The sequence below is a fragment of the Bradyrhizobium sp. 195 genome (assembly GCF_023101665.1).
Taxonomy (GTDB): Bacteria; Pseudomonadota; Alphaproteobacteria; order Rhizobiales; family Xanthobacteraceae; genus Bradyrhizobium.
Window position 1 is genome coordinate 3,693,439 of record NZ_CP082161.1, and the last position, 16,467, is coordinate 3,709,905.

General features: G+C 57.6%; 15 protein-coding genes and 1 pseudogene. 9 read left to right on the forward strand and 7 right to left on the reverse strand.

The features are described from left to right. Positions 1-199: 199 nt before the first annotated feature. Positions 200-1,430 (forward strand): annotated as a pseudogene (locus IVB26_RS43210) (CaiB/BaiF CoA transferase family protein). 196 nt (positions 1,431-1,626) lie between these two features. Here IVB26_RS43210 and IVB26_RS16855 read toward each other — a convergent pair. The 5 genes from IVB26_RS16855 to IVB26_RS16875 all read right to left on the reverse strand — a co-directional run bounded on the left by IVB26_RS16855 (position 1,627) and on the right by IVB26_RS16875 (position 6,487). Next, a complete protein-coding gene (locus tag IVB26_RS16855) occupies positions 1,627-2,766 on the reverse strand; it encodes a CaiB/BaiF CoA transferase family protein (RefSeq protein WP_247972676.1) in 1,140 nt (379 codons plus the stop codon). Between the two features lie 27 nt (positions 2,767-2,793). Continuing rightward, complete coding sequence (locus tag IVB26_RS16860; protein WP_247972677.1) at positions 2,794-3,951, reverse strand: acyl-CoA dehydrogenase family protein; 1,158 nt, start codon at positions 3,949-3,951, stop codon at positions 2,794-2,796. A 71-nt stretch (positions 3,952-4,022) separates the two neighbouring features. Beyond that, on the reverse strand, positions 4,023-4,883 hold the full coding sequence (locus IVB26_RS16865; protein ID WP_247972678.1) for a MaoC/PaaZ C-terminal domain-containing protein: 861 nt from the start codon (positions 4,881-4,883) through the stop codon (positions 4,023-4,025). A 57-nt stretch (positions 4,884-4,940) separates the two neighbouring features. Beyond that, positions 4,941-5,330, reverse strand: coding sequence for a Zn-ribbon domain-containing OB-fold protein (locus tag IVB26_RS16870; protein ID WP_247972679.1), 390 nt, complete (start codon positions 5,328-5,330; stop codon positions 4,941-4,943). Then, positions 5,330-6,487, reverse strand: a complete 1,158-nt coding sequence (locus tag IVB26_RS16875) for a thiolase domain-containing protein (protein WP_247972680.1) — start codon at positions 6,485-6,487, stop codon at positions 5,330-5,332. The genes IVB26_RS16870 and IVB26_RS16875 overlap by 1 nt, the downstream gene beginning before the upstream one ends. A 194-nt stretch (positions 6,488-6,681) precedes the next feature. Here IVB26_RS16875 and IVB26_RS16880 point away from each other — a divergent pair, with 194 nt between their 5' ends. The 7 genes from IVB26_RS16880 (at position 6,682) to IVB26_RS16910 (ending at position 13,391) form a co-directional block, all read left to right on the forward strand. Continuing rightward, positions 6,682-7,092 (forward strand): enoyl-CoA hydratase/isomerase family protein, encoded by a 411-nt coding sequence (locus IVB26_RS16880; RefSeq protein ID WP_247972681.1) that lies wholly within the window; start codon positions 6,682-6,684, stop codon positions 7,090-7,092. Then, positions 7,050-8,159, forward strand: a complete 1,110-nt coding sequence (locus tag IVB26_RS16885; protein WP_247324369.1) for an IS630 family transposase — start codon at positions 7,050-7,052, stop codon at positions 8,157-8,159. The genes IVB26_RS16880 and IVB26_RS16885 overlap by 43 nt, the downstream gene beginning before the upstream one ends. 27 nt (positions 8,160-8,186) lie before the next feature. After that, complete coding sequence (locus tag IVB26_RS16890) at positions 8,187-8,663, forward strand: enoyl-CoA hydratase/isomerase family protein (protein ID WP_247973190.1); 477 nt, start codon at positions 8,187-8,189, stop codon at positions 8,661-8,663. Positions 8,664-8,809: 146 nt separating this feature from the next. Continuing rightward, on the forward strand, positions 8,810-10,036 hold the full coding sequence (locus IVB26_RS16895; protein WP_247972682.1) for an ABC transporter substrate-binding protein: 1,227 nt from the start codon (positions 8,810-8,812) through the stop codon (positions 10,034-10,036). A gap of 9 nt (positions 10,037-10,045) precedes the next feature. Further along, the gene (locus tag IVB26_RS16900) at positions 10,046-10,924 is read left to right on the forward strand and encodes a branched-chain amino acid ABC transporter permease (RefSeq protein WP_247972683.1); all 879 of its coding nucleotides are present in this window, start codon (positions 10,046-10,048) and stop codon (positions 10,922-10,924) included. After that, positions 10,921-12,684, forward strand: a complete 1,764-nt coding sequence (locus IVB26_RS16905; RefSeq protein WP_247972684.1) for a branched-chain amino acid ABC transporter ATP-binding protein/permease — start codon at positions 10,921-10,923, stop codon at positions 12,682-12,684. Before IVB26_RS16900 ends, IVB26_RS16905 begins: the two co-directional genes overlap by 4 nt. A 5-nt stretch (positions 12,685-12,689) precedes the next feature. After that, the gene (locus IVB26_RS16910) at positions 12,690-13,391 is read left to right on the forward strand and encodes an ABC transporter ATP-binding protein (protein WP_247973191.1); all 702 of its coding nucleotides are present in this window, start codon (positions 12,690-12,692) and stop codon (positions 13,389-13,391) included. A gap of 240 nt (positions 13,392-13,631) precedes the next feature. Here IVB26_RS16910 and IVB26_RS16915 read toward each other — a convergent pair whose 3' ends face one another. After that, positions 13,632-14,642: an NADPH:quinone oxidoreductase family protein gene (locus tag IVB26_RS16915; RefSeq protein ID WP_247972685.1), complete on the reverse strand. Its 1,011-nt coding sequence runs from the start codon at positions 14,640-14,642 to the stop codon at positions 13,632-13,634. 25 nt (positions 14,643-14,667) lie between these two features. Continuing rightward, positions 14,668-15,492: an enoyl-CoA hydratase gene (locus IVB26_RS16920; protein ID WP_247972686.1), complete on the reverse strand. Its 825-nt coding sequence runs from the start codon at positions 15,490-15,492 to the stop codon at positions 14,668-14,670. Between the two features lie 198 nt (positions 15,493-15,690). On the opposite strand from IVB26_RS16920, the gene IVB26_RS16925 reads away from it, so the two are divergent. Next, on the forward strand, positions 15,691-16,467 hold the full coding sequence (locus IVB26_RS16925) for an enoyl-CoA hydratase/isomerase family protein (RefSeq protein ID WP_247972687.1): 777 nt from the start codon (positions 15,691-15,693) through the stop codon (positions 16,465-16,467).

Sequence of the window (16,467 nt, forward strand, 5' to 3'; positions counted from 1 at the left end):
CGCGAGCGTCAGAGGTTTTGCGCGGAGGAAGCTTCTTTCCGTCTGAGAACTGGGTGGTGTGGTTGCCGATCACACATCCATTGAGCACGGTTGTGTTCATTTACCGCGGATGGCGTCATCACGCTTGTAGGGGCGACAATGCCGCGTCTTTGTGGGTTTCCGTTGATCCGCTTGTCAAAATAATATCTGGAGACATCGAATGTCTGGACCTCTTGATGGCATCCGCATACTCGACCTTACGACCGTCATCTTAGGGCCCTACGCTACTCAAATCCTCGCCGACATGGGGGCGGATGTCGTTAAAGTGGAAACCCCGGAAGGCGATAGCACGCGCTACACCGGGCCGGGCCGCAGCGCGGATATGGCCGCGCTCTTCATGGGCGTCAATCGAAACAAGCGGTCCATTGTGCTAAATTTGAAGAAGCCGGAAGCGCTCGAGGCTCTCTATGCGCTGATCGATCAGGCAGACGTCCTCGTTCACAATATGCGTCCGCAGAAAGCGACGAAACTTGGCCTCTCTTCGGATCGCATACTGGCTCGCAACCCGAAGATCGTGTTCGCTGGTCTCTATGGATACCGCGAGGGGGGCGCCTATTCCGGGCGACCAGCCTACGATGACGTCATCCAGGCGCAGTGCGGGTTGGCTTCGTTGATGGCCGACGCTGATGGACGTCCCAAATTCGCTCCGACCGTCATAGCCGACAAAACATGCGCGCTGGCCGGCGCGTATTCGATCTTGGCGGCTCTTCTCAAACGTGAACGCACCGGCAAGGGTGGCATAGTCGAAATGCCAATGTTCGAAACGATGGCCTCGTTCGTGCTGGTCGAACACCTTTACGGTAAGATGTTTCAGGACGAGGACTGGCACTCGGGCTACACGCGGCTGCTCAATCCATGGCGGCGGCCTCACGAGACCAAAGATGGTTACATCGCGGTGATGGCTTACAGCGACGTCCAGTGGAGACGCTTTTGACGAAGTAGGTCGACCTGACCTAAAACAAGATCCGCGTTTCCTGACTCTCGCAACTCGCACGACGAACATCGCAGATTTGTACCGTCTGGCCGGCGAATGCCTGAAAGCGAGAACGACAGCCGAATGGGAGGAAGTACTGACACGGCTCGAGATACCAAACGCCAAAGTCAACACGATCGACAGCCTGCTTGAAGATCCACATCTTCGAGAAGTAGGGTTCTTCCACGAGTTCGAGCATGAAACCGAGGGATCACTTCTTCTTGCTGACGCTCCCACCCGCTTCGACAATGAAACTACCAGTTTTCGGCGAGGTCCACTAAAACTGGGGCAACATAGCGTCGAAGTCTTGAAGGAAGCCGGTCTTGACGATCGCGCTATCGAGCGGTTGCTCGATGCGGGCGCGGCAATCGGTCCGAACAGGCATTCTGAAAGGCAAGTCGTCTCTTCGACCTCGTAGCTCCGTGCCACCAATGTCCAACGCCTCTTGCCCAAGGGGCGTCATGATTGCGCGGCGCTGTCACGATCCACTTCTGCTGAGACATTGTGCTCCAAGTTGTTAGTTGTGCGGATGTTGACCGGGTCTCTGACGTTGGGTCGCTCTATCAGCTGGATTGGCTCTTGCCGAAGCCAGGTATCCAAGCGCGAGCCGCGCCTCAGTCGCGTGCGATGAGAGTGAAAGCAGCCGTCAACTGAGGGCCGGAACGATCAGAGCTTTGCCAGCCTGGAGCAACGCCATAGTTGCGGGACTCACCGATGACGATAGGGGCAGGCGCCGGAAAGCTGACCCGACCATCTGACGTTTCTGCCGTTACACGTCGCAGATGGGGGTGGGCGCTCAAGTCCGCCATCGTATTCACGTCCGCGAACGCAATCTTGGCATCGGTCAATCGCCGAACTAGCGAACCTCTGGAATAGGTCGCGAAGACGTCAGAAACAGCCTGGTCGGTAGCCCGCCGGTTCCGAATGCGGTCAGCCGCCGTTCTGAAGCGTGGATCATCTGGCAGCGTCGGAGCCTCGAGCACCTCAAGGCAGAGTCTGGTCCATTCGCCGTCGCTTCGGATTGAGACAAGAATGTTTTTTCCGTCTTTGGATCGAAATACTCCATGCGGGGCATGTAAGGGATGAACGAGTCCCGTGCGCTTCGGCGAGCGACCGGCTTCTGCATTCAAGAGTGGAGCAGTGAGCCAGTCCGCTATGACGTCAAACATCGATATTTGAATGTCGGCCCCATTCCCTGTTAGCCCGCGCGCGATGAGGGCCTCAAGCACTGCTGCATGCGCCGTAGCCCCGGTTGCCAATTCGATGATCGGAATGCCGGCTACGGCAGGCTCCTCCGGGCCACCTGTAATGGACGCCAGGCCGCTCTCAGCTTGGATCAGATTATCAGATGTTCTGCGATGCGCGTATGGGCCTGTATCGCCGAAGGCCGAGATATTGCAGCAAATGAGCCCAGGATAAGCGCTGCATAGACGCTCAAGCGGAAAGCCAAGCGCGTCCATCGCGCCTGGCCCCAGATTTTGCATGAACACGTCGGCGGTCGCAATCAACCGTTCGAGGGTTTGGCGGCCAATTTCTGTTGCAAAATCGAGGGCGATCGAACTCTTACCGCGATTGAGCCAAGCGAGGCAGCCGATTGGTTCAGGCGTGGAAGCATCAGGGGAGGGGACAAGATCGCTGTTGCGGTGATCGATCGTGAGAACTGTAGCCCCAGCGTCGGCCAACCGCGAGGTGCAGAACGGAGCCGCAATATCCCGTTCAATCGATACTACTTTGATGCCGTCAAGCGCCCGCATGATCTGCCCTACGCTACCGAGTTGTGCTCAGTAGGAGCGCGTCATTCCGAGCACGTGTTCTGCCACGTAGGACAGAACCAAGTTGGTAGAGATAGGTGCGACTTGATAGAGGCGAGTCTCCCGGAACTTGCGCTCGACGTCGTATTCCTCTGCGAAACCAAAGCCTCCGTGGGTCTGTAGGCAGGCGTTAGCTGCTTCCCATGATGCATCGGCGGCCAGCATTTTGGACATGTTCGCCTCGGCACCACAATCGAGACCGGCCTCATAGAGCCTCGTCGCTTCGCGCACCATCAGCTCGGCTGCCCTCATCGCTGCGTAAGCTTTGGCGATCGGAAATTGAACCCCTTGGTTCTGGGAGATTGGCCGGCCGAAAAGGACACGCTGGTTTGCGTAGTCGGTGGCCTTCTTAATGAACCATTTGGCGTCCCCAATGCACTCGGACGCAATCAAGATCCGTTCGGCATTCATGCCCGACAGGATGTAGCGGAATCCCTTGCCCTCTTCGCCGACAAGGTTCTCAGCAGGAACCTTCATGTTGTCGAAAAAGACCTCGGTGGTGGAATGGTTCATCATCGTCCGGATGGGGCGGATCGTGAGACCCTGACCAAGCGCCGCCTTCATATCGACGAGAAAAACCGAAAGCCCGTCGGTGCGCTTCCTTACGTTCTCCTTCGAGCTCGTGCGCGCGAGCAGCAGCATCAAATCGGAATGCTCAGCCCGGCTCGTCCAGATCTTCTGACCGTTCACAACGTAGTGCTCGCCTTCCTTGCGGGCTGTCGTCTTCAGCGAACTCGTATCGGTGCCGCTAGTCGGCTCGGTCACACCGAAGGCCTGGAGCCGTAGCTCTCCGCTCGCAATGCCTGGCAGAAACTTTTGCTTTTGCGCATCGCTACCATGCCTTAGCACCGTGCCCATGGTGTACATCTGGGCATGACAGGCTGCGGCATTGCAGCCGCAACGATGAATTTCTTCTAGGATCGCTGTTCCGGCCGAGAGGGGAAGACCGGCGCCGCCGTAGTTCTCTGGTATCAGTACCGACAAGTATCCCGATTGCGTGAGCGCTTTGACGAACTCCGTCGGGTAGGCCATTTTGCGATCTAGATCGCGCCAGTACGAGCCGGGATACTGTGCGCACAGTTTCGCAACTGCATCGCGTATGTCTTGATGATCGAGATGATCTTGCATGCTAATCCCGTCAGTCTGTTTGATCAAATGGCGGCCGCAGCTCACATGCGGCGAGTTCTGTGGCGATGGGGTCAACCGAGCTCAGTATGTCCGTTCTTTACGACTGTGACGTTCCGCTCGCGTACATGAGCTTCAAATGAAATCGAGCCGCCGTCCTTCCAAAGATCGACTGTAACCGTTTCGCCCGGAAATACCGGCGCTGAAAAGCGGGCGCGATGCCGCCGGAAGGCTGAAGGATCGTAATCGGCATAACTCTGCAAAACGGCCCGGCAGGTCAGTCCGTATGTGCACATGCCATGGAGAATTGGCTTTGGGAAACCGGCGCGACGCGCGAACTCGGGATCGCTATGAAGAGGATTCCGGTCGCCGGACAGCCGATAGATTAGCGCTTGGTCCTGCCGAGTGCTGATCCGAAGTGATTGATCAGGAGCCCGCCGAGGTATCTGATGAGGTTCAGGCATTCCATCGGACGGGCCACCGAAGCCACCATCGCCCCGGGCAAAACTGGAAGAGACTATGGTGGCGATCGCCTCGCCTTGGAGGTCTTTGACGACCACTTCATTTTGAACGATCGCGCCTTTGTCCTTGCCCTTGTCGTAAACGCCGCGGACACGCGCATCGGCGGTCACATCCGCCGAGGTGGGCATCGACTTGTGGAAGACAATATCGCGCTCGCCGTCGACGACCATAACTCGATTGAGATCGATAAATCCAGGACGAGCGCCCCAGACGCATACAGAAGCGAAGGATGGGACGACCTTCAGTGCCCGTTGGGTCGCATATGCCTCGTTGACAAACTGCAATTCCTGTTCGTTAAGCGGATCCGCGCCCATGCCGATGCCTAGCGCATAGAGCATGACTTCGCGATCGCTCCAGGAGTAGTTCACACCCTCTGACTTTAGGCCGAGGATGGCTGGATAATCGATGGGCATCGTGCGCTCCTCTCGTGCGCCTTCCGGAAACTCGACCGTCGGGCTTTCTGCTCAGGATTAGGCCAGCGTGAAGAGAGGCAGCGGGGGGCCGGCCCCGTCTGTAGCCTTGAAGACGACCTTCACTTTCGCGCCAATGTGGAGCTTTTCGAGATCACAATCGACGAAATTCGTGTAGATGCGTGGGCCCTCCGCGAGAGTCACATATCCGAGGCTGTAGGGGCCGGTAGGCGAGCGTCGGGTGATGGTGAAGCTATAGACGACGCCTTCGCCGCGACTTTCCTCCCAGTCGGTCTCGCCCAAGCAGAAAGGGCAAAGTGCGCGAGGATAGTAATGGACGTCCTTGCACTCCCTGCAGCGCTTGATCAGGAACTTGCCTTGGGCCGCCGCTGTCCAGAATGGTTCTGTTTCCGGATTGGGCGTGGGGGCCAGATAGGTTCTTTCGGACATTACACTCTCTCCAAGACGCAGGTAGCGGAGCCATGACGGACACCCAGGAAGCCCCCGGTGCCGTGTGCGAGGGCGATGTCGCAGTTCGGGACTTGAACTTTCGGGTGCGCCTCCCCGCGCAATTGGCGGACGGCTTCGATCACCTTGGTAATGCCACCACGGTTGATCGGATGATTGTTGCACATGCCGCCACCGTCAGTGTTGAAGGGTAGCTTTCCAACGCCAGAAATAAGATTGCCGTCCGAAACAAATTTTCCACCATCACCTTTCTTGCAAAATCCAAGATCTTCGAGCTGCATCAGTACGGTTATCGTGAAAGAGTCGTAGATCGAGACGTATTTGATGTCTTTGTGCGTCACGCCAGCCTCGCTGAATGCCGCCGGAGCCGAGCGCACCGCTCCGGAATGCGTAAGATCGATGTCCTTTCCGCCGTACTGCCCCTTCTGAGATTCGCCGTGTCCAATGATGCGGACCAGGGGGCGCTTCAGGCTCTTCGCGATCTCTGGAGTAGTCACGATGATCGCTCCGCCACCGTCTGTGACCACGCAACAATCATCGCGATGTAGCGGATCCGAGATCAAGGGAGAGTTGACAACGTCGTCCACCGTGACGACCTTTCTGAGAAAGGCATTCTCGTTATGTTGAGCGTGATGGGAGGCTGCGACTTTGACCCAAGCCAGCTGCTCGCTGGTAGTGCCGTACTCGTACATGTGGCGCATTGCGCAGATCGCGTAGGTGTTGACCGGAATGCCGCCGAGCGCCGCTTCGAATGCAATCTCTGGTCCGCCAGGCCGTACCGGGGGCTTCTCGGTGCGCGGCTTTCCGGCCAAGGTAATCAGGGCGATGCTGCATTTTCCGGCTGCGATCGCTGCCGCGGCGTGCCCGACATGGGCAATGTAACTTGATCCTCCCACGTCGGTGGAATCAAAGTGCTTCAGCTTGTTCAGGCCCAGATAATCCGCCATTACCAAAGAGTTCAGCACACCTTGGGCGTCGCCGGAGCAGAAGTATCCGTCCACGTCCCGGATGCTCAGCCCCGCGTCAGCTAGAGCACCTTTCGCGACCTCGGCGTGCAATTGCGCCGTCGATTTCTCGGGGGCATGGCGGGTCGGATGTTCGTAGATGCCTGCGATATAGGCCTTGCCTTTGATTGTCACGATTGCTCCCAGGATTTGGACGAAGGTAGGTGAAGCTCCGCGCGGGGTGCGCTGAGGTCCCAGAATGCCTCTCGGCGCGCAAGTCGTTCTGCCCAAATCGCATATGGGTGTGATTTGGCCAGCAGCCCTTTTCAGGCGGCCTCTCGGTCGAGATCATCTTTGATAGGACCGCATCTCAAAAAGGTTGTGCAGTTATGAATGACGGAACGGGGCAGGGGTCGCCTGTCAACTACAGGCGTCAGGATGCAATCGGCATCATCGAACTAGCAAAGCCGGATCGCTTCAATTGTCTGTCGTTGGAAATGTTCCGTCGTTTCGAAAGTGCATTGAACGAGTTCGAAGGTAACCCTGAAGTCAGGGCAATACTCGTTCTGGCACAAGGAAAGAATTTCTGTACCGGCGCCGAACTCGACGAAGTCGAAGAGGTCGGCCGCTCAGCCGAGACCCTAAGAGCATTCCTCGAATTTGGGCACAAGACGCTATGTCGCTTTGAGGCTAGTCATCTGGAACGCAAGTTCGTCACATTAGTTGATAGCTCGAATCTCTGCAGAGGAGAGTGCGAGTGGCGAATGCAGGTGAGCGAGGCCGGCCGATCGCGCCGTTAGTGCTGAGTGCGCAGGAGCGGGCGTATTTGGAGAGGCAAGTTCGTCGCCATCGCGTAGCCCGGTCGCTATCTGAGCGATGCCGTGCGATCCTGCGGTGTGCGGATGGCTTGCCAAGCAAGTCCGTAGCTGCCGAACTCGGCCTTCACGAACATACCGTTGGTAAGTGGCGTCGCCGGTTTTTGAAGGATCGCTGTGATGGCCTGCTTGACGAAGCGCGACCTGGCCGCCCTCGCACCATCAACGACGATCAGGTTGCCGCCGTGATCGAGCGAACGCTGCGGACGACGCCAGCCGACGCGACGCACTGGTCGATCCGCTCGATGGCGGCGGAAACTGGGTTTTCCCACACCACGATCCGCCGAATGTGGTCGGCGTTCGGCTTGCAGCCGCACCGTAGCCAGACATTCAAGCTGTCGAGCGATCCGCTGTTCGTCGACAAGGTGCGCGATATCGTTGGCCTTTATCTATCCCCACCGAACCGTGCGCTCGTCCTCAGCATCGATGAGAAAAGCCAGATTCAGGCGCTCGATCGCGAGCAGCCGGTCTTGCCGATGATGCCTGGCCTGCCGGAACGGCGCACGCACAGTTATGTGCGGCACGGTACGACCTCGCTGTTTGCCGCGCTCGACGTCGCCTCGGGGTTCGTCATCGGCAAATGCTACAAGCGGCACAGGGCAGTCGAATTCTTGAAGTTTTTAAAAGAGATCGATGCCCAGGTCCCTGAAGGCCTCGATGTCCATATCGTCATGGACAACTACGCCACCCACAAGACACCCAGGATCAAAGCGTGGCTCGCTCGCCGGCCGCACTATCATGTCCACTTCACACCAACTTCCGCGTCATGGATCAATCAGATCGAGCGTTGGTTCGCTGAACTCACCAGAAAGCAGATCCAGCGAGGTGTTCACACCTCCGTCAGGCAGCTCGAGACCGACATCCGTACCTTCATCGACCTGCACAACAGAAACCCGAAGCCCTTCAAATGGACCAAGTCAGCCGATCAGATTTTGGCTTCCGTCAAACGCTTCTGCCACAAAGCTCAACAGACTTTATGTGGCGAACTTTAGATTCACGTGACTAGCCCGCTGCCGATTGTGGCTGCTGTCCAGGGTCTTTGCCTCGCCGGAGGTCTCGAGCTTGCCGTTGCATGTGATGTTATATTCGCAGCTGATACTGCGCGTTTCGGCGATCAGCATGCTTCATTTGGCCTGATACCTGGTTGGGGAAACTCTCAACGATTGCCGCGAGCGATCGGACTTCAGCGCGCACGCGATCTCATGTTCAGCGCACGGTGGATCGACGCGACGACTGCGCAAGATTGGGGCTTGATCGCACACCTAGTGTCCGCGGACGAACTCGCGAGCAAGGCATTGGAATATGCCAACACATTGGCAACTCGCAGTCGCGAAGGTATCGCGACGATGAAATCGTTGTCGCTTACAGCGCTTGCGGGGAACGTCGAGGACGGACTGCAGGAAGAGATTGCGGCCGCGACCCGTGTACTGCTGGGAGCGGACGCTAAGGAAGGGCTCGCCTCTTTCAAGGAAAAGCGGCGTCCCAACTTCGCGTAACGAATCCCGAGGTCTCGGACCCCGCGGGAAAACACGTATGTGTTCATCGCTCCCGCCGTTCCGATCTTAACTTGGTTTGCGGGTGGATTTGCCTCAAAAGCCGCAAACGACACCGCGAAGAACCACAACTAGCTCTGGGAGAAGCCATGAGGGCGCTGAGTATCTTACCGTGCGTTGCTGCAATAGTCGCGGTACTTCAAGCCGCGGCCGTCCAGGCGCAGACCCAACCTGCCTCAGACCCCATCACCGTATCCGTCTTGACGCCACTAACAGGTTCGCTCGCGATCTTGGGGCAAGATGGCAAAAAGGGTCTCGAAATTGCAGTGCAGCAGATCAATGATGCTGGTGGCATAAACGGACGACGATTGTCCGTGGAGTTCACGGACTCGCAGGGCAAGCCTGACGTTGCGCGCCGCGAAATGGAGCGGCTCGTGAGGTTGCAGAAGGCCCCTTTGGTGGTCGGTTGCGATATCAGCGCGGCAACCTCGACTGCGGCGCAGTTCGCCGAGGCCTCCCAAACGCCCTTCTTCAACGTAAGCGCGGTCTCGTCCGAAATCATCAATCGGCATTATCAATGGTACTTCACGCAGCAGATCACCAGCAATGACGAGGCGGATACGACCGTCGCATTTCTGAAATTGCTCGCGGGCGGCGATGCCGAGCTCAAGGGCCAAAAGATTGCGCTGCTCTACGAGGACAGCCCGCGCGGTACCGATAGCGGGGAATTGGTCCGGAAATTACTGGAAAGGGCGGAGGCAAAGCCGGTCATTGAAGTTTCGTACAACCGTGCCGAGCGAAATCTCTTGCCTATCATGAAGAAGGTGCAAGAGAAGGAACCCACGATCCTCGTCTGGGCCGGATATACAGAGGATGTGGTGGCCGGCATTAAGGCGATGCAGCAGCTCGATTTCACCCCATACGTCGTTGGAATTGGCGGCGGGCCAGGTGATCCGCGCCTGCCCGAGCTCGTCGATCCGAAATTCATCGAACGGCTGAAACTCTCCAACATCGATTACTTCAGCCCGGATTTAAAGCGCGTTGCCCATCTGACGGAGCAATATCGGAAGAAATTCAATGCACTTCCGTCGAGTTACGTCGGCATGTGCTACGCCGGTGGCGTGACGTTGGGCAAGATCCTGCAACGCGCGTATGAAAGGACGGCGAGTCCCACGCGTGAAGACTTGCAAAAGCTTCTTCGCGGCTTTGAGCTCGATTCGGATCAGACTCCTATTCCCGGGGGCATTAAGTTCGATGCCGACGGAAGGAATACCGGTGCGCGAGCGCTCGTAGCGCAATGGAAGGAAGGCGCCAGCCGCAAAGCAACCGTATTCCCATCAAATATCGCCACGTCTACGACAGCGCCGCTAAGGTGAGCAATGGACATGCCTAGCGTCGAACTGTTGCTGCAAGCTGCGATCTCCGGGTTGTTGACAGGCGGCATCTACGCACTGATCGCAGTATCGCTCGCGCTCGTATTCGGCGTTATGCGCGTTCTCAACTTCGCGCACGGCGATCTGTTGATGATCGCCATGTACGGCATCGTCGTTTTGAATCAACAATTCGGACTGCCGCCGTATCTAGCTGCTGTCGTGCTCATCCCGGTAATGGGTTTATTGGGCGTCGTCTTGTTCCAATTCATCATCAAACCTGTGCTCGGAGCGAGCCCGCTTATGCAGGCCCAGCTCACAATCGGCGTGTCCTTCGTGATCCAAAGTGCAGTTCTGATGATGTTTGGAGCGGACCTATTCAATGCGAATTCGGCATTCGGGGATATGTCCTACCGCGTTCGTGGGATCGTTATAGGTGCGCCGCAACTAGCCGGTTTCATCATTTCGCTCCTGATGTGTGGGCTTGTCTCGGCGTTTCTCACGATGACCGAAGTGGGTCATCGTATCCGCGCAACGGCGCAGGATCCCACGATGGCATGGCTATGTGGCGTCGACATTAAGCGAACTCAACTCTTTGTCTTCGCCGGTTGCATCGCGATGCTCGCAGTGCCGGCCGGATGTTTGATGACATTCTCCTATGTCACGCCCACAACCGGTATCAGGTTGAGCCTTCTCTCATTGCTCGTTGTCGTCCTTGGCGGTCTCGGCGACCTAAGAGGCGCATTTGCAGGTGGATTGATCATCGGCTTGATCGAATCATTGGCCGCGGCGCTGCTTAATAATCCGGCGGCACCGTCGCTCACATACTTGGTGTTTGGCGCCGCGTTGCTCTTCCGCCCCAGAGGCTTGTTTGGCCGCGGAAGCAACGCATGAAAAAGCTTGTTTCGCGGATTGATCGACCGACTGTGGCCAGCATCGGGGCGATCGTTGTCTTCACCGCGATCGTAGCGGCATTCACGGAATCTTACGTGATCTCCGTCGCGGTCGGTTTGCTCACGTGGATGTATCTGTGCGTCTCGTGGAATATTATCGGCGGTATCGTCGGGCAAGTGTCGTTTGGACATGCGGCATTCTTTGGGATTGGCGGCTATGTCTCGACGTATCTCGCTTCCACATTCGGTATCAGCCCTTGGATAGGCATGGTGGCCGGTGGGGTGATCGCGTCGGCAGCCGCGCTTGCGGTCGGATACCTGCCATTTAGACGAAACATGAGCCCCCTGGTCTTCGCGTTACTGACCTTGGCATTCTCGTACATTCTTGAATTCGGGGTTGGCGGATTTCGGGCTCTTGGGGGCACGAACGGCCTGTATGCGAAGGCGATCGGAAAGTCATTGTGGGACTTTCGGTTCTCTGAGCCACGGGCATTTCTCTTTGTAATAGCCGCAATGCTGTGTCTCCTTCTAACAGCCGTCTCGCTGCTCTACGCGAGCCGTCGGGGGTTCTTTTGGCGGGCGGTCCATGACAATGAAGCCGCTGCGGCCGCGATGGGCGTCAATCCCTTTTACATCAAGCAGGAAGCGTTGGCCCTCAGCGCTTTTGCGGCGTCGCTCGCGGGTAGCTTCCAAGCGCAGTTCATCGGATTCATCGATCCACCATCGATGTTCGGTATCGAGATCACAATCTTCATTCTGCTTTTCACTGTGGTAGGCGGCGCCGGGACGCTACTCGGACCATTGGTTGGGCCCTTGGTGTTGTTTCCCGCCGGAGAACTTCTGCGTATTTATTTGCAAGATCATGGGGGCGGTGGTCTTCATCACATGCTCTATGGTGTCGCGTTGATCGCTGTCATTTTGCTGTGGCCAGGCGGGATAGTTGCGGGGTTGTCGCGACTGGGAATGTCGCGAGGGAAATTAAGAATCCCAGCTGCAGGTTCCGTGGCCGACGCTGCCGAAGTGGCAGTGTACTCCCAGGCGAGCGGTTCTAGTGTACTGGAGGTGAAGAAACTGAGGAAGGCGTTCGGCGGGCTGGTCGCCGTTAGCGACGTCTCATTCGACGTTAGGCGTGGCGAAATTCTGGGAGTTATCGGGCCAAATGGCGCCGGCAAGACAACGCTGTTCTCGATGCTGGGAGGGTTCGCTAGGCCAACATCTGGCACCATCCGCTTCGATGCTCAGGAAATTCAGGCGCTTCCGCCCTACGAGGTGTGCCATCTGGGGGTGGCGCGCACGTTTCAGATCGCTCAGGCGTTTCCCAGTTTGAGCGTCAGGGAGATCGTCGTGGCTTCGGCTCTCGTCAGGAACGAAGAAGGGCAGGCGGTCGCTCTTGCGGATCGAATCATCGGTCAAATGAATCTTGAGCACCGACGAGACGTCAGATCGGCTGAGCTGACCCTCGCTGAGCAGCGCAGGCTAGAGATCGCACGTGCTTTGGCGACAAAGCCCCGCCTCATCCTTCTGGACGAGACCCTTGGGGGGCTCACGCCGCGTGAGGCCGACGAAGCGATCGAGAATATCCGAAAGATTCGCGATCACGGCGTTACCGTACTCGTTATCGAGCACATGGTTCGTGCGGTCATGGCTCTCTGCGACCGCATAGTTGTGCTCGACGCCGGCGAGTTGATCAGCTTCGGAACGCCCGAGGAGATCAGCCGCGACCCGCGAGTGATCGAGGCCTATCTCGGGAATGCCGCATGAACTCTATGCTTCAAGTGTCGAACCTAGCGGCCGGATACGGATCGCTGCCGGTCTTGCGCGGGGTTGATGTAACCGTTGCGCCCGGTGAAGCGGTCGCGATCCTAGGCGCAAATGGCGTTGGGAAATCGACGCTGTTGCGTTGCTTGTCGGGCTTACTCGGATTCTCCGGCGATGCTCGCTTCCTGGATGAATCGATCAAGGGAAGCGCACCACATGCCATCGTGCGCCGCGGTCTGATCCAGGTGCCAGAAGCCCGCCACATCTTTCCGGACCTGACGGTCGTCGAAAACCTTTTGGTCGGTGGGACAGTATTGCGTCAAAGCAGTGAGCGCATGGCTGTCATGGATGAAGTGCTCTCATTGTTTCCGATCTTGGCTGAACGGAGGCGTCAGCTCGCTGGGACGATGTCTGGCGGCCAGCAGCAGATGGTCGCGATTGGACGGGCCCTCATGGGGAAGCCAAAGCTCCTCGTGCTCGACGAGCCTTCGCTGGGGCTTGCTCCGCTCGTAGTGAGGGAGCTCTACGAGGCGGTGCGGCGGTTGATCGGTACCGGTCTGACGGTGTTGTTGGTGGAGCAGGACGTCACGCTCGCTCTGCAAGTTGCAGCGCGAGCGTATGTGCTCGAGGGAGGGCGTGTCGCGCTGCAGGGCTCAGCTGCCGAGCTGCGCGAAAGTGATCACATCCGCGAGCATTATCTCGGATATTAATCAATTCAGCCCCGGTCGGGCTCGTCGACATCGGTGACGCCGATCTTGCGCATCGACGACTGTTGGCTGCCTCTCGTCTACGAACCGGGCGGTCGACAGCACGGCCGAGTTCCATCGCCGGGAGCTGGGAGGTTCAGGGTTTACCAGGTGACCGTCAGCGGCTCCGAAGATGCGCGGAGCGTCGGTGCGAAGAACCTTCCGGCGACGTCAGACCGGCGGGCATGCCAAGGCTGGCATCGACTACGGTAGCAGAACGACCTTGCCCGCAACCGCGCGGTCGGAGAGTCGGGTTGCGGCATCAATAAAGCGATCCAACGGGTGGCGGCTGTCGATGGCGACTTGCAAGCGGCCAGTCGCGACCATGTCGTAAGCTTCGTCGCACAGACGCAAAAACGCTTCAGAACGGTCTCGGAACAATCGTGTGATGGAAGAGCCGATGACGGCGATATCCTTTAGCAGGAGGTAATTCGCAGCAATCTTCGGAATTTGACCTGAGGCGAAACCCACTACAACCAACCGTCCCTCCGGCTTGATGCACCGGATCATCGCGTCAAAAGCGTCTCCCCCTACCATATCAATTGCCGCATCGACGCCCTCGAGATTGTTCGCCTCCAAGGCGGTGCGAAGCCCAGCCTTGAGATCCGGCATTTTGTCGGTGCGAATTACCAGGTCTGCGCCCAGATCACGAACCACTTGCTCTTTTTCAGCCGACGAGACGAGAGCGACCGAACGTGCGCCTAAGGCTTTGACATAAGAGACCGCAAGAGAACCCATACCGCCGGCCGCACCCGATATAAGAACCCATTCGCCGGCCTTCAGTCTAGCGCGGAGCCGAACAGCGGCGACGATGGTTGGAATCGCGGTGCCGCAAGCCGCCGCGGCTTCGATGGAAACGCCTGCCGGGACCTTCTGGCAGACGGCGGCTGCGGCGATCGTTTGTTGGGCAAATGCACCGCAATTCGGGGTCGCGACAACGCGGTCCCCTATGCGAAAATATTCTACGTCATCGCCAACGGCCAGGATCGTACCTGCAGCATCGCGGCCCGGTACGAAGGGCACAGGAGCCTTATGCTGATATTTTCCTTCCATCATGAGAAGGTCAGCGAAGTTGAGCGAGGCGGCCTCTGTCGCGATCAGAACCTCCCCGGGACGGGGTTCCGGAGCAGAAATGCGTTCAATCTTCGCATCTCGCCAACTATCGAGCCGATGCTGAACGACAGCCCATATCTGGCCGTTTGAAGTCAGATTCATCGGAGCATCCATTAGATCTATCCAATTACTGTGGCTTGTCGAAACGCGGCTGACGCTTTTCGAGGAAACTAGCTGTTCCTTCGCGAAAGTCGCTAGAGCCGTTGCTTCGGAGCATGTCCTGGTTCGCCAAGATGACTGCTTCATGCAAAGTCTGGAATGAAGCTTCGTACACTCCGCGTTTCATCATGCGCATCGAACTCGGTGCACACCAGGTTACGAGGTCTTGTGCGTACGCATAGGTCGCACTCCTCAGTTCGGCCAGCGGATATGTTCTGTTGACGAGGCCAAGCCGTTGCGCTTCGGGGCCTTCCACCCTTCGGGACGAGATCAGAAGATCAAGGGCATTCGCGTGCCCAACAAGTTCAGCGAGGATCCATGCTATACCATACTCGGCGCCGAGGCCGCGGCGAGCGAACGACGTACTGAAGATTGCCTCTTCTGAGGCGAAGCGGACGTCGCAGAAGAGCGCGTATAGCAACCCTAGACCCGCAGCCGCGCCATTGATCATGCCAATAACCGGCTTTGGTATGGATGGGAAATACGTGTGACGGGTCTGAAAATCGGCGCGGCGGTTCATGTCGAAGGACCTCGCTAGTTTTGTAGTGAGGTCGCTTGGTGTCTGACTTCCGAAGCCTGCAATATCACCGCCGGCGCAAAACGCTCGCCCAGCGCCGGTCAGAACAATTGCACGAACGTCGCGGTCGGCGGCGGCGGTGTGCATGATGTCGTAAAGCTCAGAAGTCAGCTGGTCGGTGATCGCGTTCAGGCGCTCAGGCCTATTCAGCGTCACCGTGGCAATCTGATCTTTCACTTCATAGAGGACCGTCGGCCGGCTTTCGTCGGTAGTCATCGTCCACTCGCACATGTCAGACGTACGAGATTACACCTTCGTACTGAATGGGCCCTACAGCTAAGACGGGCGGATGCGACGATCGCACATATATGCGCACTGGCGGATTGATCCTCACCGTGTCGAGGAAGCATTTGACCCGACGCGCCGCAGAAGAAAAGGTCATCTGATTTTCACGCTGCGCATGGAGGCGCTCCCATGGATCAGTTGATCTCAGTCCAACTTGACGAAACGGTCGCGGTTCTCACGTTAAATAATCCCAAGGCCCGTAATGCTCTCTCACGTAAGTTGATCCTCGAACTCATCGCCAAATTGGAGGAGTTGGCGACCGACAAATCGTGCCGCGCAATCATCCTAACCGGAGCAGAAGGTACGTTCAGTTCGGGAGGAGACATTTCGGGAATGACCGCCGATCGCCAAGTGCTCGACAGCAGGGCCTGGATGAAGACAGCCCATCGTCTGGTAAAGGCAATCGTAGGTTCCGAAAAGCCCGTTGTCGCAGCCGTGGAAGGCTACGCGTTTGGTGCGGGCTTGTCGCTCGCCACTGCGTCGGACTTCGTTGTTGCAGCCGCAAACGCAAAGTTCTGTCCTGCGTTCGCCAAGATCGGGCTCATTCCCGACATTGGACTGTTTTATACGCTGACGCAGAGGATTGGTGCTCCTCGAGCGAAAAGGATGATCATGTTGGCTGAGGTTGTAGAAGGGGCCCAGGCCGAGAAGATCGGGATTGTCGATCGCGTTGTGCCTGCAGGGCAAGCGCTTGCCGAAGCATTGGAAATCGCGAAGCAATATGCGGCTGTGGCGCCTCTGCCCCTGGCGCTGACCAAAACGGTGTTCGCTAGAGGTTGCGTCAGCCTCGAAGATGCTTTGGCTGCTGAAGTCGACTACCAGCCAATGCTGTTCCTTAGCGAAGATCATCGCGATGCGGCAAAAGCATTCTTGGAAAAACGCAAGCCGACGTTCCGCGGGCGTTGA